The following is a 21,395-nucleotide window of genomic DNA, read 5'->3' on the forward strand; positions in this document are numbered from 1 at the left end:
ACCAGCATCGATGACCCGCATCGCCACCATCCCGCTCCAGCGGACGCTGACCGACGCGGTCCAGAAGGCGCAGCAGCGGCTCGCGCAGACGCAGCTGCAGCTCAATTCGGGCAAGAAGGCGAAGGACCTCGCCGATCTCGGCAGCGCCGCGGTCCGCACTTTGTCGGCGCGCAGTGCGCTGTCGATGCAGGCGGCGCAGAGTGCGGCGACGACCCGGCTCGGCACGACCTTGTCGCTGTACGAGGCCAATATCACCGCGATCGACACGATCGCCGGCGATCTCCGGACACAGCTGATGACCGCGGTCGGCACCGGCGCGACGCCCGCGCTCGGCAGCGCGATCGAAAGCGCCTTCAGCCAGTTCCGCTCCGCGCTCAACGCGACCGACGGCAGCGAGCCGCTGTTCGCCGGTGCGCAGGGCGACGCGATCCCGTTCAAGCCCGCGACGCTCGCCGAGACCGCGGGCACGACGACGCAGGCTGCATTCGGCAATGACGACGTCCGTGCCTCGGCGTCGATCGGTGGCGGCGCGACGCTGACCTACGGCGTCACCGCGAGCGAGCTCGGCGACGGCGTGCTCGCCGCGTTCCGGACGCTGGCCGAGGCCGGGCCGATCGGCGCCAGCCCCAGCGCAGACCAGGCCGCGGCGCTCAAGACCGCGATCGCGCAACTCGACGCCGCCTTGCCGCAGGTCCGCGGGCTCAACGCCGCCAACGGCCTCCGCCAGGCGCAGATCGAGACGCTCGGCGCGCGCGCGGCCGATCGTGCCGCACTGCTCGAGAAGATCGTCTCGGACAATGAGGATGCGGATTACGGCCAGATCTCGATGGATCTGATGCAGCGCAAGACGATGCTCGAGGCGAGCTATTCGGTGTTCGGCAAGGTCGCCGGGCTCAGCCTCGTCGCTTATCTGCGCTGACGTCCACGGTCGGGGCACCCGTCGCCAACGGTTGCGCCTGCCGCCCGCGCGAATTACGGCGAGCTTTTCCCGTTCGGTCCGGAGACCTCCCCTTGAGCACGCCTACCTATGACGTCGTCGCGATCGGCAATGCCATCGTCGACATTCTGAGCAGCGCCGACGACGCCTTCATCGCCGAGATCGGTGTCGCCAAGGGCTCGATGCAGCTGATGTTCTCGTCGGAAGAAGCCGACGCGCTCTACGCCAAGATGGGGCCGGGCATGGAAATCTCGGGCGGGTCGGCCGCCAACACCGTCGCCGGCGTCGCCGCGCTCGGCGGCAAGTGCGGTTTCATCGGCCAGGTCGCCGACGACCAGCTCGGCCAGGTCTTCGCGCATGACGTGCGCAGCATCGGCATCGAGTTCGCGACCCCGGTCCGCGCCGGCGACCCGACCACCGGCCGTTGCCTGATCTTCGTGACGCCCGATGGCCAGCGGACGATGAACACCTTCCTCGGCGCGGGCCAGTATCTGCCCGCCGCGGCGATCGACACCGCGATGATCGCCGACAGCGCGATCCTGTATCTCGAGGGCTATCTCTGGGATCCCGAAGAGCCGCGCGCCGCAATGCGCGCCGCGATCGATTGCGCACGCGGTGCGGGGCGCAAGGTCGCCTTCACGCTCAGCGACGTGTTCTGCATCTCGCGCCACGGCGGCGATTTCCGCCAGCTGCTGTCGGACGGCCTGATCGACATCCTGTTCGCCAATGAGAGCGAACTGGCGGCCCTCGCCGAGACCGAGGATTTCGACGCGGCAGTCGCGAAGATCTCGGCCCAGGTCCCGACCCTGGTCGTCACGCGCGGCGAACACGGTGCCTGCGCGATCCAGAACGGCACGCGCGCCGAAGTGAAGGCCGAGCCGATCGCCAAGGTCGTCGACACGACCGGCGCGGGCGACCTGTTCGCGGCGGGCTTCCTCCACGGCCAGGCACAGGGTCACGACCTCCACGCCTCGCTCAAGCTCGGCGCGGTCTGCGCGGCCGAGATCATCAGCCATGTCGGCGCCCGCCCGATGGTCGACATGAAGGCGCTGGCCGCCAAGCATATCGGCTGACGAACCGAACCGTCATTCCCGCGCAGGCGGGAACCCATATTGGCCGGCCGCGCGATAGACTCGCAACCGCTGGAGGATAGGGATCCCCGCCTTCGCGGGGATGACGCGTTCGGNCTGCCCGGGGGCGCCATGTCGATCGGCTCGCCGCCGTCGGCCATGCCGCGCCCGAGATAGCTCTTGCGGTAGCCATAGAGGAAATAGATCACGAGGCCGACCGCGCCCCAGATCGGCAGTACCGCCATCGCTTCGTAGGGAAGCGAGAAGTACAGCCCGATGCAGCCGACGATCGTCAGCGGCGCGACGATCCAGGCCGCCGGCGTGCGGAACGGGCGGTGCCGGTTCGGCTCGCGCTTGCGCAGGATCAGCAGCGCGATCGCGACCATCATGAACGCGTAGAGCGTGCCCGCATTGGCGATGTCCGCGAGCTGCCCGACCGGCAGGAACGCGGCGGCGAACGCGACGAACACGCCGGTGATCGCGGTGACGATATGCGGCGTCTTCCACTTCGGATGCACGCGGCTCAGCACTTCGGGCAGCAGGCCGTCGCGGCTCATCACGAAGAAGATGCGCGTCTGGCCGAACATCAGGATCAGGATCACCGACGGCAGCGCGAGACCGGCGGCATAGCCCATCCAGTTGCCGACATTGGCATAGCCGACCTGACGCAGGACATGCGCCAGCGCCTCGTTCGAGCAGACCAGCGCCTGCGCGTTGGCGGGGATCAGGCAGGCGCGGGCGAGCTCGGCCGACCCGGTGGTGAACGGCACGCCATCGGCGCCGAACAGCGGCTGCCCGCCGATCGTGCCGATCGCGCCCGCTGCGACCAGCATGTAGAACACGGTGCAGATGCCGAGCGAAGCGATCAGCCCGATCGGCACGTTGCGCTGCGGATCCTTGGTCTCCTCGGCCGCGGTCGAGACCGCGTCGAAGCCGACATAGGCGAAGAAGATCGTCGCCGCTGCGCCGACCACGCCCAGCCCGTTGCTGCCGAGGATGCCGGTGGGGAGGAACGGCTCGAAATTGCTGCCATGTGTCTTGGGCAGCGTCAGCGCGACGAACGCGGTCAGCGCGACGACCTTGATCGTCACCAGCACCGCGTTGACGCGCGCGCTCTCGGTCGTGCCGATCATCAGCAGCCAGGTGATCAGCAGCGAGATGACGACCGCGGGCAGGTTGATGAACCCGCCGGGCATGTACGGCCCGTGCGACAGCCAGGTCGGGAGTGTTATCCCGAACGTCTCGTGCAATATCGAGCCCGCGAAATAGCCGGACCAGCCGACCGACACGGCGCTCGCGGCCACCGCATATTCGAGGATCAGCGCCCATCCGACCGTCCAGGCGAGCAGCTCGCCCATGACCGAATAGGTGTAAGTATAGGCGGAGCCCGCGACCGGGGCCATCGCCGCGATCTCGGCATAGCAGAGCGCGGCGACGACGCAGACCGCGCCGGCGACGACGAAGCTCAGGATCATGCCCGGCCCGGCCTTCTGCGCGGCGGCGGAGGTCAGCACGAAGATACCCGTGCCGATCACGCAACCGATGCCGAGCATGGTTAGCTGGAACGCGCCCAGCGATCGGTGGAGCGATTTCTTCTCCGCCGTCGCCAGAATGGCGTCCAGTGACTTAACGCGACCAAAAATCAATTCGGTTCCCCCCGGGGGTTGTGAGGGCCGGTTCACTGGCCCCCTTGCTCAAGCCGGGAAGCCTAATGGCAATTTTATTACGCGCAATCCTTTAGTGGCGGAAAGCCGCGCTATCCGGCCAGCATCGGGCCAAGCGGACGCCCGCCGAAGACATGAACGTGCAGGTGCGGCACCTCCTGATGCCCGTGCTGGCCGATGTTCGCGAGCAGGCGATAGCCCGGTTCGACCAGCCCCGCGGCGCGCGCGACCGTCCCGACCGCGCGGATGAACCCGGCAATCTCCGCATCGCCCGCACGCGCGGAGAAATCGTCCCACGAGACATAGGCGCCCTTCGGGATCACCAGCAGATGCGTCGGCGCCTGCGGGTTGATGTCGTGGAACGCGATCGCGAAGTCGTCGTCATAGACGCGGTTCGACGGGATCTCGCCGCGCAGGATCTTCGCGAAGATGTTCTCGTCGTCATAGGGCTGGGTGGCGTCGATCGGCATGGGGCTTGCTCCTTTCGGGGCATCCTACCAACCTTCGTCATCCCCGCGAAGGCGGGGATCCATATCCTCGGAGGATCATGATCAATCCGCGCGGCCAGCCAGTCTGGAGTCCCGCCTCCGCGGGAATGACGGAGGTGGCGGATCAGCCGGTCCGCGCAGCCTTCTCGACCAACCCGCCGACTCCTTCGCGGCGCTCCAGCTCCGCCCGAACATCGTCGAGGCTCAGCCCGGCGTCCGCCAGCAGCACCGCGAGATGGAACATCAGGTCAGCGGCCTCGGGGACGATGCTCGCCTCGTCGCCCGAACAGGCCGCGATCACCGTCTCGACCGCTTCCTCGCCGAGCTTCTGCGCGATCTTGGGGCGGCCACGCGTGAACAGGCTGGCGGTGTAGGAGGTGTCGGCGGGCGAATCGCGGCGCGCGCGGATGGTCGCCTCCAGGCGATCGAAAACGGGGTCTGCCATGCCGCGCGTGCTGACGCAGGCGCGCGGGCGGGTCAATCCTTTGCGCGCGGTGGCCGCTTCAGGAACCGCTTGCGCAGCGCGCGGCGGACCAGCCACACGCCGATCGCGGCGACCGCGAACAGCGCGATGTCCGACGCTTCGGGGCCGGTGCGCGGATGCACCACGCCGCTATGCCCCGACTGCACCGCGACCAGCGGCAGCGTCGCCATGCCGGTCAGGCCGACCGCAGGGGGGTCCGCACCGGGATCCCCGCAGCCGCCAACGCGGCATGCGCGTCGCCGATCGACGCCTGGCCGAAATGGAAGATCGATGCGGCCAGCACCGCGCTGGCATGCCCGTCGCGGATCCCGGCGACCAGATCGTCGAGCCCGCCGACCCCGCCGCTCGCCACGACGGGCACCGCCACGCGGTCGGCGATCGCGCGGATCAGGTCGAGGTCATAGCCGCTGCGCGTGCCGTCGCGGTCCATCGAGGTGACGAGCAGCTCCCCCGCGCCGAGGTCGGCGAGCCGCACCGCATGGGCAATCGCATCGATCCCGGTCGCGCGCCGGCCGCCATGCGTGAACACTTCCCAGCCTTCGCCCGACCGCCGCGCATCGACGCTCGCGACGCAGCACTGGCTGCCGAAGCGTTCGGCGATATCGGCGACGAGTTCGGGTCGCTCGACCGCGGCGGAGTTGACCGCAACCTTGTCCGCGCCCGCCAGTAACAGCGCGCGCGCGTCGTCCGCTGTCCGCACGCCGCCGCCGACCGTCAGCGGCATGAAACACACCGCCGCGGTCCGCCGCACGACGTCGAGGATCGTGCCCCGGCCCTCATGGCTCGCGCCGATGTCGAGAAAGCACAGCTCGTCCGCCCCGGCGGCGTCATAGGCGCGCGCCTGCTCGACCGGATCGCCCGCGTCGCGCAGCTCGACGAAGTTCACGCCCTTCACGACGCGGCCATCGGCGACGTCGAGACACGGGATCACGCGTGCGCGGACGGTCATGCGGCGTCTCGAAGAAGTGGTTCACGCGGAGACGCGGAGACGCGGAGACGCGGCGAAGCCGCTAAGATTGATTCACGCGAAGGCGCGAAGGCGCGAAGAGGGAGAAGGGCAGAGCAGGGCTTCTGCTTACACTTCGCGCCTTCGCGCCTTCGCGTGAACCCATATCTGCCTGCGGCGCCAAAAGACTCTCCGCGGCTCCGCGTCTCCGCGTGAACCCTCATGCCGCCTTCGCCACGCTCAACGCCGCCGCGAGGTCGAGCCGCCCGTCGTACAACGCACGCCCCGTAATCACGCCTTCCACGCCATCACGGACGTGCAGCGCCAGAACGTGGATCTCCGCGATCCCCTTCACCCCGCCGCTAGCGATCACCGGAATGTCGACCGAGCGCGCAAGGTCGACCGTCGCCTCGACGTTGCAGCCCTTCAGCATCCCGTCGCGCCCCACATCGGTGAACAGCAGCGACGCCACGCCCGCATCCTCGAACCGCCGCGCGAGATCGACCGCGCTCGTGGTCGACACGTCGGCCCAGCCCTTGGTCGCGACCATGCCGTCCTTGGCGTCGACCGCGACGACGATCCCGCCGGGGAAATCCTTCGCCACGCCGCGCACGAAGTCGGGATCCTCGAGCGCCGCGGTGCCGATCACGACCCGCGACACGCCCAGATCGAACCAGCCCTCGACATTCGCACGCGTACGAATCCCGCCGCCGAGCTGCACATGCCCCGGAAACTGCGAAACGATCGCGCGCACCGCGTCGCCATTGACCGGCGCGCCTGCAAACGCGCCGTCGAGATCGACGACGTGCAGATGCTCGGCACCTGCGCTCGCGAACAGCATCGCCTGCGCCGCGGGATCGTCACCGTAGACGGTCGCACGGTCCATATCGCCCTCGGCGAGGCGGACGACTTGCCCTGCCTTGAGGTCGATCGCGGGGAAAACGATAAGGCTCACGGCCGCCACTCCAGAAAACGTTCGAGCAAGGCTAGGCCGTAGCGCTGGCTCTTCTCAGGATGAAATTGCACGCCGATCATCGTGTCGCGGCCGATCGCCGCGGTGACGGGACCGGCGTGATCGGTGGTCGCAAGCACGTCGGCGCCTTCAAACGCGAAGCTGTGCAGGAAATACGCCTCGCCCGGCGCGATCAGCGGATGCGCGGTGGCCGGCACGACGTCGTTCCAGCCCATATGCGGCACCTTCGCGTCCATCGTGCCCGGCTCGAGCCGCCGCACGCGCCCCGGCACCCAGCCGAGCCCGGCATGCGTCCCCATTTCCTCGCCGGCCTCGGCCATCAGCTGCATGCCGACGCAGATGCCGAGGAACGGCGCGCCCTCGTCGCGCACGCGCCGGTTCAGCGCCTCGACCATCCCCGGCACCGCGCGCAACGCCGCCGCGCATGCGCCATACGCGCCGACGCCGGGCAGCACGATCCGCTCGGCCTTCGCGACGACGTCCGCGTCGGCGGTGACGATCAGGTCGCTACAGCCCGCGGTGCGCAGCGCGTTCTCGACCGAATGCAGGTTCCCCGCGCCGTAATCGATCAGCGCGAGCGTCACAGCATCCCCTTGGTCGATGGAATCGCGTCGGCCTTGCGCGGGTCGATCTCGATCGCGGTGCGCAGCGCGCGCGCGACGCCCTTGAATGCGGCCTCGGCGATGTGATGGTTGTTGGTGCCGTACAGCGTCTCGACGTGCAGCGTGATGCCCGCGGCCTGCGCGAAGCTGTGGAAGAAATGCTCGAACATCTCGGTGTCCATGCCGCCCAGCCGCGTCTGCGAGAACAGGTCCTTCCACACCAGCCAGGGCCGCCCGGAAATGTCGAGCGCGACCCGCGTGAGAGTCTCGTCCATCGGCGACAGCGCATCGCCGTAGCGCGCGATGCCGCGCTTGTCGCCGAGCGCCTGCGCGAACGCCTGGCCGATCGCGATGCCGGTATCCTCGACGGTGTGATGCTCGTCGATGTGCAGGTCGCCCTTGGTGCGGACGTGCAGGTCGATCAGCGAATGGCGCGAGAGCTGTTCGAGCATGTGGTCGAAGAAGCCGACGCCGGTCTCGACGTCGTACAGGCCGGTCCCGTCGAGGTTGATGGTGACGTCGATCGCCGTCTCGGCGGTGGAGCGGGAAATCGTGGCGGTGCGCATGCCACCTCCCATAACGTGCGCCACGACGCATGCAATCTTGACCGCGATCCGAATACCGCTACCCAGAGGGAATGAGTGATGGACTGCCCGATAGCCTGATTCCGTACGACGAGATCGTGCAAGAAGCCCTGCGTGCCGTCGTCGGCCGTGTGCTCGGCTCCGTGTCGGAGGCCGGCGGGCTTCCCGGCGAGCATCATTTCTACATCACCTTCAAGACGCAGGCGCCCGGCGTCGACATCCCCAAGCGGCTGATCGAACGCTTCCCGGACGAGATGACGATCGTCATGCAGAACCGCTACTGGGACCTCGTCGTCGACGACGAGCGCTTCTCGATCGGCCTGTCGTTCAACCAGGTCCCGTCGAAGCTGGTCATCCCCTATTCGGCGATCACCGCATTCCAGGATCCCGCGGTCAGCTTCGAACTGCGCTTCCAGGCGCAGGAAGGCGCGGACGAGTCGCTCGGCGAGCATGACCCGGCCGAGAATGACGGCCCAACCGCGGTGCCGATCGAAGACGGCTCGAACGTCGTCGCCGTGGATTTCAAACGGAAGAAGTAAGCTGGAGCGAGGCGATCAGGCAAAGCTGATCGCCGGTCGCAAAGCGACGCGAACGGCCGGCCGACGCGCACCGCGCGGTCGACGACATGGGATTTACTCCCATGTCGGCCTTCTGCTCTACGCCGCCATACCGGAACAAGCCCGGCATGACGGCGTAGGTAGGCCATGACCAACACCCGCACAGAAACCGACTCGATCGGCCCGATCGAAGTTCCTGCCCAGGCCTATTGGGGCGCGCAGACCGAGCGATCGGTCGAGAATTTCCCGTTCGGTACCCGCGAACGCATGCCGATCGAGATCGTCCACGCATTGGCGCTCGTCAAACAGGCCGCCGCGCGCGTGAACCGCGCGCACGGCCTCGACGCCACAATCGCCGACGCGATCGACGCCGCCGCGCAGGAGGTGATCGACGGCACGCTCGACGACCAGTTCCCGCTCGTCATCTGGCAGACCGGCAGCGGCACCCAGTCGAACATGAACGTCAACGAGGTCATCGCCGGCCGCGCCAACGAGCTGCTCACGGGCACGCGCGGCGGCAAGTCGCCCGTCCACCCCAACGACCATGTCAACATGAGCCAGTCGTCGAACGACAGCTTCCCGACCGCGCTCCACATCGCCGCCTCGCTCGCCGTTACGCGCCGTCTCTTCCCCGCGCTCGACCGGCTGAAGACCGCGCTGCAGGCGAAGGCGGACGCTTGGGACGACATCGTCAAGATCGGCCGCACGCACCTGCAGGACGCGACCCCGCTGACGCTCGGGCAGGAATTCGGCGCCTATGCCAATCAGGTCTATCGCTGCGGCCGCCGGATCGAGCCGGGCGTCACCAACGGCACCAACCGGCTCGCGCAGGGCGGCACCGCGGTCGGCACCGGGCTCAACGCGCCCAGGGGGTTCGCCGCGGATTTCTGCAAGGCGGTCTCCGACCTGACCGGCCATCCGTTCATCCCCGCCGAGAACAGCTTCGAGGCGCTCGCCTCGAACGACCCGCTCGTCCATCTGTCGGGCACGCTCAACACGCTCGCGGTCGCGCTGACCAAGATCGCCAACGACATCCGCCTGCTGGGCAGTGGCCCGCGCTGCGGCTTCGGCGAGATCGACCTGCCCGCCAACGAGCCCGGCAGCTCGATCATGCCCGGCAAGGTCAACCCCACCCAGTGCGAGATGCTGACGATGGTCGCCGGCCAGGTGATGGGCAATCACGTCGCGGCCACCATCGGCGGGATGCAGGGGCATCTCGAACTCAACGTCTTCAAGCCGCTGATCGGCGCGAACGTGCTCCGCTCGATCGATCTGCTCGCGACCGCGATGGAGGGCTTTGCGGAGCGCTGCGTCGACGGCATCGAACCCAATCGCGACCGCATCGCCGACCTGCTCGACCGCTCGCTGATGCTCGTCACCGCGCTCGCGCCCGAGATCGGCTATGACGCCGCGGCGAAGATCGCCAAGCACGCGCATGCCGAGGGGCTGACGCTGAAGGAAGCCGGCCTCGCACTCGGGCTGGTCGATGCGGAAACCTTCGACCGTGTCGTGCGGCCCGAGTCGATGCTCGGCCGCTAACCGACCCACCCCGTCATCCTGACGAAAGTCAGGATCCAGGATTACTCAGCGAGACGATCGTGGCTCTGGGTCCTGACGTTCGTCAGGATGACGGATGGTGGTGAGGCGGGGAACCCAAACGCCCCTCGCGCGCTAACCCGCCACACGCGAAGGAGAAATTACGTGGGCGCAACGACCATAGGCGCGCTGATCGGCGCAGGCATCGACTCGCTCAGCGGCGATGACGGCAATGCGGACGGCGCGATCATCGGTGCGGTCGCCGCCAACGTGCTCAAGATCGTCGTGCCGCTGGCCGTGACCTACGCGATCGGCTGGGCGGTGCTGCGCGGTGCAGCGGAACTCAAGGACCAAGTTTTCGGAGAGTTTAAGTCATGATCGGACGTATCATCAGTGCATTGGTTGGCCGCGAAATGGGTCGGCGTAGCGGCGGCAGCGGCGGCACCTCGGGTGCGGTCAAGGGCGTGGTCGCGATGAGCGTGCTGCGTCGCATGGGGCCGCTCGGCATGATCCTCGGCGGCGGCTATGCTGCCAAGAAGGCGTATGACCGCAACCGGGCACGCAAGTCGGGCTACTGATCCGCCGCCAGAATGACACGCGCGGGCTGTGCATGGGTTGACGCCCATGCGCAGTCCGCGGCAAGGGCGCGCATGCCCCACACACTTCCGTCCGACCCGCATGGTTTCCGTCGCCGCGGCGTCCTGTTCGTCCTGTCCTCGCCATCGGGCGCCGGCAAGTCGACGATCGCGCGCCGATTGCTCGCCGACGAGCATGAGCTGGAGATGTCGGTCTCGGTGACGACCCGCGCGATGCGCCCGGGCGAAGTCGACGGCAAGGACTATCATTTCACCGATCTCGAGGGCTTTCGCGACATGGTCGCGAAGGACGAATTCCTCGAATGGGCGCATGTCTTCAACCACCGCTACGGCACCCCGCGCGCGCAGGTCGAGGAGATGCTGGCGGCCGGCAAGGACGTGCTGTTCGACATCGACTGGCAGGGCGCGCAGCAGCTGTTCCAGATCGCGGGCGGCGACGTAGTCCGCGTCTTCATCTTCCCGCCGTCGATGGAGGAACTCCACCGCCGCCTCACCAGCCGTGGCACCGACTCGACCGAAGTGATCGACGCCCGCATGTCGCGCGCCGCGAACGAGGTCAGCCACTGGGACGGCTATGATTACGTCCTGGTCAATGACGACGTCGACAGCTGCATCCGCGGCGTGAAGACGATCCTCGCCGCCGAACGCCTCAAGCGCTCGCGCCAGACCGGCCTGATCGGCTTCATCCGCCGCCTGACGCGCTGACCCCCCGTCATCCTAGATCTGGTCCAGGATGACGAAAGCCTACAGCATTCCCAGAAACGCCACGCCGCGCGCGAATTCCTGACGCTTCAGCTCGCGCAGCTGCGCCGCCTGCCAGTCCTCGCCCCACATCTCGATCGACCAGTCCTCGTCGATCCCCGCCGCCGCCCAGGCCGCATCGCCGTCGATCTCTCCCTCGACCAGCGCCAGCCCGATCACCAGCGACCCCGTCAGCGTGACGACCGGCGACAGCCCGGCAAGGTGGAAATCGTCATGCGCCGCGACCGCCTCGTGCAGCCGCGCGATCGTCGCAGGGGCCTGTGCGACGTGCATCACCCCCGTCGTCACCGCGAACGTCACGTCGTACCGTGCGCGCGCCCAGTCGAGCAGCGGGTCCCAGCGCGCCGCCTGCCGCTCGACCAGCGGCGGCGGGCCGTCCGCGCGGTAGCAGAGCAGGTCGCTCTCGCCATAGGCCGCCAGCCGCGCCGCGAACTGCGCCGGATCGTTCGCGATCGGATCGGTCGCGGCATTGGCGAGGCCGGTCAGCGGCATCGTCCGCGGATCGATCGTCTCGCCGACGCTGCGCCATTCCTCCGCCACCGCCTGTGCCAGCGCATCGGTCGGCAGCGTGAGCGGCCGTCGCCCGGGCGTGCGGACCGGCTTGCCGTCGAGCGTCACCACGCGATCCGCATCGATCGCGACGTCTGTCCAGAATCTCTTCATGCGTCCTGTCCGGTCATTCGGTGGGCGTGCGCCAGCGCTGCGCCAGGCTGCGCGGCACGATCGCGATCATCGCCATCGCCGACAGCACGATCGCGGTGCCGAGGATCTTCGGCCCCCAGCTATAGGCGCGCGCGATCAGCACCAGCCCGAGCACCGCGCCCGCCACGCCCGCGAGCCGCACGCCGACCAGCACGAACCAGCGCCGCTGCGCCAGGCGATCGGCGTCCGTCACGATGCGCTCACGAGATGACGCAGCGCCGGTACCGTCTCGGCAACGACGTCCGCGCCGGCCTCCGCCAGCTCGTCGACCGCGTGATAGCCCCAGGTGACGCCGACCGCGCGCGCCCCCGCGGCGCGTGCCATCGCCATGTCATAGCTCGTATCGCCGATCATCGCGGTCGTCGCCGGGCTCGCGCCCGCCTCCTTGATCGCCGCGAACAGCATCGCCGGGTCGGGCTTCGACGGATGCCGGTCCGCGGTCTGCAGCGTCACGAACCGGTCGGCGATGCCGTGCGCGGCGAGGACATGCGCGAGCCCGCGGTCCGACTTGCCCGTCGCGACGCCCAGCATCCAGCCATCGTCGGCGAGCGTCGCCAGCACTTCGGCGATCCCCTCGAACAGCGGCTCCTCGATCAGCTCGCCGCTCGTCCGCATCGCATGGAAGGCGGCCTTGTAGTCGGTCGCGAGCGTGCGGTGCAGCGCCTCGTCGCCCTGCGGCACCAGGATCTGCATCGCCTCGACCAGGCTGAGCCCGACGATCCGGCGAATCGCGGCGCGCGGCGGCGGGACGAGCCCGGCCGTCTCGAACGCCCGCTCGCACGCGACGCAGATATTCGCCTGACTGTCGACGAGCGTCCCGTCGCAATCGAACACGGCGAGGCGGATCATGAGATTTTCCAGCGCATCCCCGTCTCGTAGATCAGCCGGGCGAACGAGGGAACGCCAAACCGGAACGCGCATCGTCATGTTCCCCCGCAAAGGCGGGGGACTCGGACCCAAGCAGAACGGCCGATCATGCCCCCTGGACCCCCGCCTCCGCGGGGGAACGGGCAGGGGGCACCCCCACCACCACCACCCCGGCGAAGGCCGCGGTCCAGTTGGGGGACGGTGCTGACGAAGCGCAGCCCCCGGTTACTGCAACCTCCCCAACTGGACCCCGGCCTTCGCCGGGGTGGTGTTAGGTATGGGGCGAGGTTGGTCCGCGAGATGACCGCGACCCCCGCCTCCGCGGGGGCGGGCAGGCGGGCACCCCCCACCATAATAACCACCCCGGCGAAGGCCGGGGTCCAGTTGGGGGACGCTACTGACGAAGGGCAGCACCCGGTTACTGCAACCTCTCCAACGGGACCCCGGCCTTCGCCGGGGTGGTAGTGGATATGGGCGAGGCCGACCCGCTAGATCACCGCGACCCCGGCCCACTCCTAGGCCCACTCGGCTTCCCCCCCGGACGACCGCGGCCACCAGGCTTCGCACCCTCGACCCGCGGCCCACTCCTGGGCGCGCCGAACTTCGACCCCGCGCCCGTCCGCGAACCGCCCGTCTTCGGCCCCGCAGGCTTGCCCCCCGCCGTCTTCTCCTCGACCACACCGCGCCCGCGACGTTCGCCGCGACGCTCCTTGCGCACCGACTTCGCATGCGCCCGCGCGCGCGACTTGATCTCCTCGCGCGACGGCGCGGTCTTCTCGTCGAGCACCAGCGCGTCGCCGAGCGACTCCTCGAAGCCCAGCTGCTTCAGGCTTTCCGCGAAATGCGTCGGCAGTTCGGCGGTCACGTCGATCGAGCCGCCATCGGGATGGTCCACCTTGATGCGGCGCGCATGGAGATGCATCTTGCGCGAGATCCCGCCGGTCAGGAACGCCGCCGCGCCGCCATATTTGCCGTCGCCGACGATCGGGTGGCCGATCGCCGCCATGTGGACGCGCAGCTGGTGCGTGCGGCCGGTAAAGGGCTGCAGCTCGACCCAGGCGGCGCGGTTGCCCGCGCGCTCGATCACGCGGTACCGGGTCCGCGCGGGCGCGCCCTCGGCCTCATCGACATGCATCTTCTCGCCGCCGGTGCCGGGCTGCTTGCCGATCGGCAGCTCGATCATGCCGTCCTCGATCGAGGGCACGTCGACCACCAGCGCCCAATACACCTTCCGCGCAGTGCGCCCCGAAAATGCCTTGGCGAAGAACGCCGCCGCGCGGCTCGTCCGCGCCACCAGCAACGCGCCCGACGTATCCTTGTCGAGCCGGTGGACCAGCTTCGGCCGGCCCTCATTGTCATACTGGAGCGCATCGAGCAGCCCGTCGACATGTTGCGTCGTCTTGGTGCCGCCCTGCGTCGCCAGACCCGGCGGCTTGTTCAGCACGAACGCCTGGAAATCCTTGTGGATGACCATCGCCTGCGCGGCTTCGGTCTCCTCGTCCGACAGGATCACGCGCTCGCGTACGCGTCGCGGCGCGTCCACGTCGGCGGTGGCCTTGTCGGCTTCGGGCGGCGGCACGCGCAGCATCTGGCCCGCCGCGATCCGGTCGCCCGGCGTCGCGCGCGCGCCGTCGACGCGCAGCTGGCCGGTCCGCGCCCACATCGCCACCGTCGTGAAGCTCGTCTCGGGCAGGTGCCGCTTGAACCACCGGTCCAGCCGGATGCCGTCATCGTCGAACCCGACGTTGAACTCGCGGAAATTCGTATCGCTATCGTGTTTGCCCGCAGTCATGCGACGGCCCTTACTGCGGAGAGACCCGCGAATAACGCGGCGATCGAACCGATCACCGACACCAGAACATAGCCGAGCGCGAGGCCCGGCGCGCCACGCTCGATCATCGTGACGACGTCGAGCGAGAAGGAGGAAAAGGTCGTGAACCCGCCGAGCACGCCGACGCCGAGCAGCAGCCGCCAGCCCTCGGGCGCCGAATGGCGCGCAAGCACGCCGACCAGCACGCCCATCAGCAGCCCGCCGACGAGATTTACCGCCAGCGTGCCGAACGGATAGCCGGCACCGAGCAGCGCGGTCATCGCGCGCCCGGTCAGATAGCGCGCGCCGGATCCGACCGCGCCACCGACCATGACATAGAGAAGGGGAGACATGCCCGCGCCCTAGCGCGAATCGCGGAAAACGGAAAGCCGCGCTTGACGGGGATGCACGGCGCTTGCCCGCAGGCGTGGTCGCGGCGCTCAGCGCCCGGCGTTGGAGACCAGATCGACGTCGCTGACGCCACCCATGCGTGGCGTGACATACACCATATAGGCATCGCCACCGCGCAGCCCGCCGAGCACGTGCCGGCGGCCGTCGCTGCGGTGGTCGGCCGAATAGCCCGTGTCGGCGGTGCGGGTATAATAGAAGTCGAGCAGCCGCTGCGGCGCGGCCCGACTCGAGAAATGCACGACGCGCAGCCGGCACCCGGCCTGGTCGGAACCCGCCGCCTCCGACAGCTGCGCATCGGGATACAGCGGCAGGTCGGCGGGCAGGCGATTCGCCCACAGCGCGGAATAGCCGATCGTCCGCGCACACGCCGCCGCGTTCGGCATCGTCTGCCGCTCGGCCAGCGCGCCCAGCGTCAGCGCCGCGTCGGCCGTGCGGCAGGCGGGACAGTCACCGGCAGCGGCGGGGGCGCGTTTCAGCGTACGCGGATCGACCGTATCGGCGCGGCGGCCCGCTTCCTCGCTCGGCATCGCCCCGCCCATCGGCTCGGGCGGCGGGCGGATCGCGTCGTCGTTCGACGACTGGGACAGCGTCGGGTCGACCATGATCTGACCCGCGAGCGCGGCGTTCAGCGCCGGGTCGCCCGCATTGCCGTTGCCAAGGTCCGCCTCGAGGCGCGTCGCGTCCTGCTGATCATCGACCGCAGGCTCGCCGCACGCGATCAGCGCGAGCGGCAGGGCAAGCGCCAGGGCGGGCAGGCGGATGGTGCGGGCGGAACGGGTCATCACCCGGCATCAATGCGGGAGTGCGGGTGAAGAAAGCGTTGTCGCGGTATGCGCGGCCGGCCGGCCCGCGATCTTGCCGGCGACCCGTCGAGACGCCATGTTTGGGTCATGCTCAACCTCGTCTCGATCCTCATCGGCCTCGTCACCCTCGCGCTGGGTCTCGTCGCCTTCTTCCCGCTGCTCGGCTGGATGAACTGGCTGGTCATCCCGATCGGCATCGTCGGTGCTGCGGTCGGGGCATTGTCGTCGAGCAATGCCGGGCGCAATCTGAACATCGTGCTGATCATCATCTTCACGCTGCGGCTGATGCTCGGCGGCGGCATCATCTGATCGCAGGAGTCTTGGGGTCAGCGGCAGCGGATCCGGCCGCGATCGACCGACCGGCCGGGCAGCGCACCGCCGCGCGTATCGACCAGCGTGCCGATCAGCCGTGACTCACCGCGTGCGATGATATTGCCGAGGACACCGCCGGCCAGCCCGCCGGTGATCAGCCCGGTCGTCCCGTCCTCGCGGCGGCAATAGTAACGGCCGTCGGCGCCGCGATACAGCCGATCCGCCCGGCTCAGCCGGCGCACCGCATAATAGCGGCCATCGCGAAAATACCGGTCCGCGAAATAGCCGCGCTGCCCCGGTTCGGGGCGATCATGATCATAGGCGCGGTATCGCTGCCAGTCGCCGGCGTCGCGTCGTGCGCCGCCGGCGATCGTCTGTGCACCGGCCGCGGCGGCACCGACGACCCCCGCCTCGAGCCCCGCACCGAGCAGGACGAGGGCGACAGTCGCGGCGATCCGCATGCCGGCGCGTCGATCAGGCAAGCGTGTGGTCGAGCGTGATGTCGGCGTTCAGGACCTTCGACACCGGGCAGTTCGCCTTGGCGTCCGCCGCGATCGTCGCGAACTCGTCGGCCGAGATGCCCTCGACCTTTGCGTTCAGCGTCAGCGCCGACTTGGTGATCTTGAACCCGTCGCCATCCTTGTCGAGCGTCACCTTCGCGCTCGTCTCGAGCGTGCCCGCCTCATAGCCCTTGGCCGCGAGCGCAAAGCTCAGCGCCATGGTGAAGCAGCTCGCATGCGCGGCGGCGATCAATTCTTCGGGGTTGGTGCCGGGCTCGTTCTCGAACCGCGTGTTGAAGCCGTACGGCGAGTCGGACAAAACGCCCGACTGCGTCGAGACATGGCCCTTGCCGCTCTTGCCGAGGCCTTCATAGCTGGCCGAACCGCTGCGTGTCGTCATTTTCGGATCCTTCGAAACATGAAAAAGGGCGCCGCGGTTTCCCGCGACGCCCCCCTTCAACGCATCAGTCCGCAATGCGGTGCGTGGTTTAGCGGCAACGACGATTATTGTTGCTCGTACCCTTGTCGATCGCGCGACCGGCCAGGCCACCCAGGACCGCGCCGCCGAGCGTGCCGACCGTGCGGTCGCCGCGCGTGTCGACCGTGCGGCCGAGGAGCGCGCCGCCGACGCCGCCGATGATCGTGCCGGTCGTGCCGTTGCTCTTCTTGCAATAGGTCCGGCCGTCGCGACCGCGCCATTCGCGCTTGCCGCGCTGCGCATCCGCGGCCGAGATCGGCACCGCGAGCGTCGGCAGGACGAGGGCGGTCGCGCTGAGTGCCATGATCAACTTACGCATAAAATCTACTCCCGTTTGTAATGATCTGTGTCCGTAACGGCCGGCGTTTACCCCCGGTTGCATGAACCCAAAACAACGTCGCGTTCATCTTCGCTCCGGGCATCCTGGGTCGTGCAGGGCACGCAATCTGTCCCCGTTATCCACAGCAAGTTATCCACAGGCTGTGCACAAAAGGATAAGAACCGGCAAAATTATGCCTCGCACACGGGCTGCCCGGGGACTTTTCCCCGTTATCCACAAAGAATTATCCCCGCCTGTGGATAAGTTCGTCCTCAGCCGGGAAATTTCGCAAAATCCGGTCGCGGGTGCGGCCTCGCTTGTGTCGCGCGCCACAGCGGCTAGGCCGGGGGGATGCTGCCCGTCACGATCCTGTCGCCCGACGTCCTTCCCGCCGCCGCACGCTGGCTCGATCTCGCCGGGCTCGCGGTGTTCGCCGCCTCGGGCGCGCTCGCCGCGGCCAAGCGCGGGCAGACCGTCGTCACCGCGATCTTCTTCGGGCTGATCACCGGGGTCGGCGGGGGCACGGTGCGCGACCTGCTGATCGACGCGCCGGTCTTCTGGGTGCACGACGCGCGCGCCGCCAGCATGTGCCTGATCGTCGCGCTGGTGATCTGGATCACGCCCGAACGCTGGTGGCGCGACGAGGCGCTGGGCTGGTTCGATGCGATCGGGCTCGCCGCCTATGCGGTGTTCGGTGCGGCCAAGGCGCTGGGCTATGGCGTACCGCCCGTGCCCGCCGTGCTGATGGGGGTGATGAGCGCCTGTTTCGGCGGGATCATCCGCGACGTGCTCGCGGGCGAACCCTCGATCCTGATGCGTCCCGAACTCTATGTCACCGCGGCGGCGCTCGCCGCGGCGAGCTATGTCGGCCTCGTGCTGCTGGGCGTGCCGATCGGCTGGTCCGCGGTCGTCGCGGCGAGCGCGGGGTTCAGCCTGCGCGCCGCCGCGATCCGCTTCCACCTCGCGCTGCCCGCCTACCGCGCACGCCGCTAGTCCGCAGTCAGCCGCGCACGACGCCAACCTCGGCAAAGCGGCGCGGCTCGACCGGTGGCACCGCCGCGTCGTTCAGCGCGCATTGCCAGTGGCCGACATCGATCCACTGGCCGTTCTTGTACCCGACCGCGCGGTAGACCCCGGCGCGGCGAAACCCGACCGATTCGTGCAGCCGGATCGATCCGTCATTGGGCAGCGCGATGACCCCGATCGCCTGGGTGAAGCCTTGCGCGCGCAGCGTGTCGATCAGCGCCTCGTACAACAGCCGCCCCGCACCCTGGCGCTGCGCCGCATCCGCGACATAGACCGTGGTCTCGACGACGAAGCGATAGGCGGCGCGCTCGCGGAACCGCCCGGCATAGCCGAACGCGATCACCCCGCCCGCATCCCCCACCGTCGCGACCAGCCAGGGATAGAGCCCGTCTGACGCCGCCATCCGCGTCCGCATCTGCCGCGCGTCGGGCGCGTCGGTCTCGAACGAGACCGTCCCCACCAGCACGTGCGGCGCATAGATCGCGGCGATCGCGGCGGCGTCCTCGGGGCGCGCCGCCCGGATCGTGATGGCCCCGGCCGTCCCGATCGCGGGCGACGCGCCCGGCATTACAGGCCGATCCGCGCGAGCAGCAGGTCGAGCAGCCGCGCGTCGCCGCCGTCGCCGGCACTCGGGCCGATGCCGCCGCATTCGAGGCAGCGTGCCTGGATCGAGCCCGATGTCGCCAGCCGCTTCATGTCGCCGACCGCACGCGCGACCATCTGGCGGCGGTCGAGCGCGATCCGGCCGAACGCGTCGCCGCCGGTCGTGGTGTCGTCGTCACCCGTGTCGAAACCGGCGGCGAGCTGGGCAAGCACGCCCGGCGGCTTTTCGAGATATTCGGCGTGGATCTTGGCGGGATCGAGCTTGGCGCGGCGGGCGGCCTCGGCGATCGCGTCCTTCACCGTGCCGAACCGGTCGACCAGCCCGATCTGGCGTGCGGTGCCGCCGTCCCAGACGCGGCCCTGGCCGATCGCGTCGACCCGCGCGGGGCTCAGCTTGCGCGACGCGGCGACGCGCGCGATGAACTGGCGATAGCCATTCTCGATCCCCGCCTGGATCAGCGTGTCGAACATCGGCGTCGTGCCGGCGGTGATGTCGGGCTGCCCCGACAGCGGCGTCGTCTTCACGCCGTCGGTGGTGACGCCGATCTTGGCGAGTGCGGTTTCGAACGTCGGGATGATCCCGAAGATGCCGATCGACCCGGTGATCGTGCCGGGCTCGGCGAAGATCACGTCGGCAGGCGTCGACACCCAGTATCCGCCCGACGCGGCGAGCCCGCCCATCGACACGACCACCGGCAGGCCCTTCTTCTTGGCCTCGAGGATCGCGAGCCGGATCCGTTCGGACGCGAGCACCGATCCGCCCGGCGAATCGACGCGCACGACCAGCGCCTTGAGGTTCTTCTTGGCGAGGCCGTCGAGCATCGCCTTCTCGATCGTCTTGCCCGCCGCGGTGCCGGGGCCGCCTTCGCCGTCGACGATGTCGCCCGCCACGGTCAGCACGCCGATCGCGTCGCCGCCGGTCGGCAGGGGATTGGCCTTGACCCAGGAATCATAGGTGATGGTGTTGAAACTGCCCGCAGGCTTGCTCGTGTCGGCGCCCGCGATCGCGGCGACGCGCTTGCCGAACGCGGTCCGGTCGCCGAGCTTGTCGACGATCCCTGCGCGCAGGTTCGCGGTCGCGATGTCGCCATTGGCGGCGAGCACCAAAGCGTCGGGACGCGCGAGGAACTGCGCGATCTGCGCCTTGGGGCGGGCCTTGGCGACCGCTTCGCGCCACTGATCGTACAGCGTGCCGTACAGCGCCTGGCTCGCCGCGCGCGCATCGTCGCTCTGGTCGGTGCGCGTATAGGGCTCGACGAACGACTTGTAGCGGCCGACGCGGTAGACATGCGTCGTGATCCCCAGCTTGTCGATCAGCCCCTTATAGTAAAGCTGGTTGCCGCCCGGCCCCATGAACAGCGTGCCGCCCAGCGGGTTGACCCAGACCTCGCTCGCATTGGCGGCCAGCCGGTAGCTGCCGTCGGTATAGGCGGTGGCATAGGCGAGCACGGGCTTCTTGGCGGCGCGGACGCGCGCGATCGCGTCGCCGATCTCGCCCAGCGCGGCCGGATAGGCCCCGGTAAAGCCGTCGAGATCGAGCACCAGCGCCTTCACCCGGCCATCGGTCCGCGCGGTATCGATCGCGCGCACCACGTCGCGCAGGCGAAACTGCTTCGGCGTATTCTGTCCCGACAGCGCGGCAAAGGCGGCGGGTTCGGCGGGCTGCTCGACGATCGAGCCGTTCAGGTCGAGCACCAGCGCGCCGTCCTTGATCGCCTTGGTCCCCGGCCGCGCGTTGAGCGCCGCGAAGACCAGACCGAAGAACAGCAGCATCGCGACCAGGACGAGTGCGTCCTTGATCCCGACCAACAGCTTCCATGCGCCGCGTACCAGCTTCACCTGCGTCTCCTCATACCGGCACGGCCGGTTGGTGCGATGCCGGCAACGCCGGTTCGCCGTCGACGATAGCCGCGTGTGTCATGCGGGAGCAATACGCTTATCTTTCGCACGGCGGTCGCCCGCTGGCACCGCTCCGCGCGCGCCGGCAACCGCAATCCGTCATCCTGACGAAAGTCAGGACCCAGAGCCAAGCAGGACAGCGCCCCGTAACCCTGGATCCTGACTTCCGTCAGGATGACGGACGGGACGGGCAGGGATACCAACCCCGCGCGCCCAAACCGCCCCGCGCAAACCGCCGCCCCGATCACACCACACCGCACCCAATCCCGTCATCCTGACGAAAGTCAGGATCCAGAGCCAAGCAGGCCAGCACCCCGCAACCCTGGGTCCTGATTTTCGTCAGGGTGACGAACGGGGAGGGGCAGGGCCTCCAACCCCGCCGCAACGCTCGCCAAACAACCCGCCGCCCCGATCACACCGCACCCCCACCCCAATTCCGTCATCCTGACGAAAGTCAGGACCCAGA

The 21,395-nt window shown here is 68.8% G+C and carries 27 protein-coding genes and 1 pseudogene; 9 read left to right on the forward strand and 19 right to left on the reverse strand.

The window, feature by feature from the left end:
- The first annotated feature begins 10 nt into the window (after nt 1–10).
- Nucleotides 11–919: a flagellin gene (locus tag IFT54_RS16790; protein WP_107931515.1), complete on the forward strand. Its 909-nt coding sequence runs from the start codon at nt 11–13 to the stop codon at nt 917–919.
- Between the two features lie 92 nt (nt 920–1,011).
- Complete coding sequence (locus IFT54_RS16795; protein ID WP_031394261.1) at nt 1,012–2,010, forward strand: adenosine kinase; 999 nt, start codon at nt 1,012–1,014, stop codon at nt 2,008–2,010.
- A 114-nt stretch (nt 2,011–2,124) separates the two neighbouring features.
- Here IFT54_RS16795 and IFT54_RS16800 read toward each other — a convergent pair.
- The 8 genes and pseudogenes from IFT54_RS16800 to hisB form a co-directional block, all read right to left on the reverse strand.
- A pseudogene (locus IFT54_RS16800) lies at nt 2,125–3,653 on the reverse strand (amino acid permease); the annotation flags it as partial.
- Between the two features lie 110 nt (nt 3,654–3,763).
- Nucleotides 3,764–4,141 carry a histidine triad nucleotide-binding protein gene (locus IFT54_RS16805; protein ID WP_192071462.1) on the reverse strand — a complete coding sequence of 126 codons (378 nt, stop codon included), beginning with the start codon at nt 4,139–4,141 and terminating at the stop codon, nt 3,764–3,766.
- Nucleotides 4,142–4,283: 142 nt separating this feature from the next.
- Nucleotides 4,284–4,604: a phosphoribosyl-ATP diphosphatase gene (locus IFT54_RS16810; protein ID WP_192071463.1), complete on the reverse strand. Its 321-nt coding sequence runs from the start codon at nt 4,602–4,604 to the stop codon at nt 4,284–4,286.
- A 32-nt stretch (nt 4,605–4,636) separates the two neighbouring features.
- Nucleotides 4,637–4,813: a hypothetical protein gene (locus tag IFT54_RS16815; RefSeq protein ID WP_166747134.1), complete on the reverse strand. Its 177-nt coding sequence runs from the start codon at nt 4,811–4,813 to the stop codon at nt 4,637–4,639.
- Nucleotides 4,814–4,818: 5 nt separating this feature from the next.
- On the reverse strand, nt 4,819–5,592 hold the full coding sequence (hisF, locus tag IFT54_RS16820) for an imidazole glycerol phosphate synthase subunit HisF (RefSeq protein ID WP_056019835.1): 774 nt from the start codon (nt 5,590–5,592) through the stop codon (nt 4,819–4,821).
- 217 nt (nt 5,593–5,809) lie between these two features.
- Entirely contained in the window at nt 5,810–6,544 is a 735-nt protein-coding gene (gene hisA / locus IFT54_RS16825) for a 1-(5-phosphoribosyl)-5-[(5-phosphoribosylamino)methylideneamino]imidazole-4-carboxamide isomerase (RefSeq protein WP_192071464.1), read from the reverse strand.
- Nucleotides 6,541–7,146, reverse strand: a complete 606-nt coding sequence (gene hisH, locus IFT54_RS16830) for an imidazole glycerol phosphate synthase subunit HisH (RefSeq protein WP_192071465.1) — start codon at nt 7,144–7,146, stop codon at nt 6,541–6,543. The genes hisA and hisH overlap by 4 nt, the downstream gene beginning before the upstream one ends.
- Nucleotides 7,143–7,730: an imidazoleglycerol-phosphate dehydratase HisB gene (hisB, locus tag IFT54_RS16835; RefSeq protein ID WP_192071466.1), complete on the reverse strand. Its 588-nt coding sequence runs from the start codon at nt 7,728–7,730 to the stop codon at nt 7,143–7,145. Before hisB ends, hisH begins: the two co-directional genes overlap by 4 nt.
- A 71-nt stretch (nt 7,731–7,801) precedes the next feature.
- Here hisB and IFT54_RS16840 point away from each other — a divergent pair, with 71 nt between their 5' ends.
- The 5 genes from IFT54_RS16840 to gmk all read left to right on the forward strand — a co-directional run bounded on the left by IFT54_RS16840 (nt 7,802) and on the right by gmk (nt 11,142).
- Nucleotides 7,802–8,287, forward strand: coding sequence for an SspB family protein (locus IFT54_RS16840; protein ID WP_031394376.1), 486 nt, complete (start codon nt 7,802–7,804; stop codon nt 8,285–8,287).
- Between the two features lie 165 nt (nt 8,288–8,452).
- Nucleotides 8,453–9,844, forward strand: a complete 1,392-nt coding sequence (gene fumC, locus IFT54_RS16845) for a class II fumarate hydratase (RefSeq protein WP_192071467.1) — start codon at nt 8,453–8,455, stop codon at nt 9,842–9,844.
- A 162-nt stretch (nt 9,845–10,006) separates the two neighbouring features.
- Nucleotides 10,007–10,219 (forward strand): hypothetical protein, encoded by a 213-nt coding sequence (locus tag IFT54_RS16850; protein ID WP_192071468.1) that lies wholly within the window; start codon nt 10,007–10,009, stop codon nt 10,217–10,219.
- Nucleotides 10,216–10,419 (forward strand): hypothetical protein, encoded by a 204-nt coding sequence (locus IFT54_RS16855; protein WP_031440271.1) that lies wholly within the window; start codon nt 10,216–10,218, stop codon nt 10,417–10,419. The genes IFT54_RS16850 and IFT54_RS16855 overlap by 4 nt, the downstream gene beginning before the upstream one ends.
- A 72-nt stretch (nt 10,420–10,491) precedes the next feature.
- On the forward strand, nt 10,492–11,142 hold the full coding sequence (gmk, locus tag IFT54_RS16860) for a guanylate kinase (RefSeq protein ID WP_031394372.1): 651 nt from the start codon (nt 10,492–10,494) through the stop codon (nt 11,140–11,142).
- A gap of 39 nt (nt 11,143–11,181) precedes the next feature.
- On the opposite strand, the gene IFT54_RS16865 is transcribed toward gmk, so the two are convergent.
- The 6 genes from IFT54_RS16865 to IFT54_RS16890 all read right to left on the reverse strand — a co-directional run bounded on the left by IFT54_RS16865 (nt 11,182) and on the right by IFT54_RS16890 (nt 15,771).
- The gene (locus tag IFT54_RS16865; protein WP_192071469.1) at nt 11,182–11,862 is read right to left on the reverse strand and encodes an ATP12 family chaperone protein; all 681 of its coding nucleotides are present in this window, start codon (nt 11,860–11,862) and stop codon (nt 11,182–11,184) included.
- A 13-nt stretch (nt 11,863–11,875) separates the two neighbouring features.
- Nucleotides 11,876–12,094 (reverse strand): hypothetical protein, encoded by a 219-nt coding sequence (locus IFT54_RS16870; protein WP_192071470.1) that lies wholly within the window; start codon nt 12,092–12,094, stop codon nt 11,876–11,878.
- The gene (locus IFT54_RS16875) at nt 12,091–12,750 is read right to left on the reverse strand and encodes an HAD-IA family hydrolase (protein ID WP_192071471.1); all 660 of its coding nucleotides are present in this window, start codon (nt 12,748–12,750) and stop codon (nt 12,091–12,093) included. The genes IFT54_RS16870 and IFT54_RS16875 overlap by 4 nt, the downstream gene beginning before the upstream one ends.
- Before the next feature lie 511 nt (nt 12,751–13,261).
- Nucleotides 13,262–14,560: an RluA family pseudouridine synthase gene (locus IFT54_RS16880; RefSeq protein ID WP_183936828.1), complete on the reverse strand. Its 1,299-nt coding sequence runs from the start codon at nt 14,558–14,560 to the stop codon at nt 13,262–13,264.
- Entirely contained in the window at nt 14,557–14,931 is a 375-nt protein-coding gene (crcB, locus tag IFT54_RS16885) for a fluoride efflux transporter CrcB (RefSeq protein WP_031441014.1), read from the reverse strand. The genes IFT54_RS16880 and crcB overlap by 4 nt, the downstream gene beginning before the upstream one ends.
- 87 nt (nt 14,932–15,018) lie before the next feature.
- Nucleotides 15,019–15,771 (reverse strand): hypothetical protein, encoded by a 753-nt coding sequence (locus IFT54_RS16890; RefSeq protein ID WP_192071472.1) that lies wholly within the window; start codon nt 15,769–15,771, stop codon nt 15,019–15,021.
- A gap of 108 nt (nt 15,772–15,879) precedes the next feature.
- Here IFT54_RS16890 and IFT54_RS16895 point away from each other — a divergent pair, with 108 nt between their 5' ends.
- Complete coding sequence (locus tag IFT54_RS16895; RefSeq protein WP_031395999.1) at nt 15,880–16,101, forward strand: hypothetical protein; 222 nt, start codon at nt 15,880–15,882, stop codon at nt 16,099–16,101.
- A gap of 17 nt (nt 16,102–16,118) precedes the next feature.
- On the opposite strand, the gene IFT54_RS16900 is transcribed toward IFT54_RS16895, so the two are convergent.
- The 3 genes from IFT54_RS16900 to IFT54_RS16910 all read right to left on the reverse strand — a co-directional run bounded on the left by IFT54_RS16900 (nt 16,119) and on the right by IFT54_RS16910 (nt 17,401).
- Nucleotides 16,119–16,565: a hypothetical protein gene (locus IFT54_RS16900; RefSeq protein WP_192071473.1), complete on the reverse strand. Its 447-nt coding sequence runs from the start codon at nt 16,563–16,565 to the stop codon at nt 16,119–16,121.
- A 13-nt stretch (nt 16,566–16,578) separates the two neighbouring features.
- Complete coding sequence (locus IFT54_RS16905) at nt 16,579–17,004, reverse strand: OsmC family protein (RefSeq protein WP_031395930.1); 426 nt, start codon at nt 17,002–17,004, stop codon at nt 16,579–16,581.
- Nucleotides 17,005–17,092: 88 nt separating this feature from the next.
- Complete coding sequence (locus IFT54_RS16910; protein WP_037532560.1) at nt 17,093–17,401, reverse strand: glycine zipper 2TM domain-containing protein; 309 nt, start codon at nt 17,399–17,401, stop codon at nt 17,093–17,095.
- Between the two features lie 351 nt (nt 17,402–17,752).
- Between IFT54_RS16910 and IFT54_RS16915 the strand changes: the two genes are divergently transcribed.
- Nucleotides 17,753–18,394, forward strand: a complete 642-nt coding sequence (locus IFT54_RS16915; protein ID WP_107045759.1) for a trimeric intracellular cation channel family protein — start codon at nt 17,753–17,755, stop codon at nt 18,392–18,394.
- Nucleotides 18,395–18,401: 7 nt separating this feature from the next.
- Here the strand turns inward: IFT54_RS16915 and IFT54_RS16920 are convergent, their stop codons facing one another.
- Both IFT54_RS16920 and sppA read right to left on the reverse strand, forming a co-directional pair.
- On the reverse strand, nt 18,402–18,995 hold the full coding sequence (locus IFT54_RS16920; protein ID WP_042466732.1) for a GNAT family N-acetyltransferase: 594 nt from the start codon (nt 18,993–18,995) through the stop codon (nt 18,402–18,404).
- On the reverse strand, nt 18,995–20,869 hold the full coding sequence (gene sppA / locus IFT54_RS16925; protein WP_192071474.1) for a signal peptide peptidase SppA: 1,875 nt from the start codon (nt 20,867–20,869) through the stop codon (nt 18,995–18,997). Before sppA ends, IFT54_RS16920 begins: the two co-directional genes overlap by 1 nt.
- Nucleotides 20,870–21,395 lie beyond the last annotated feature (526 nt).

This window comes from Sphingomonas sp. CFBP 13714 (assembly GCF_014842205.1).
GTDB lineage: Bacteria > Pseudomonadota > Alphaproteobacteria > Sphingomonadales > Sphingomonadaceae > Sphingomonas > Sphingomonas aerolata.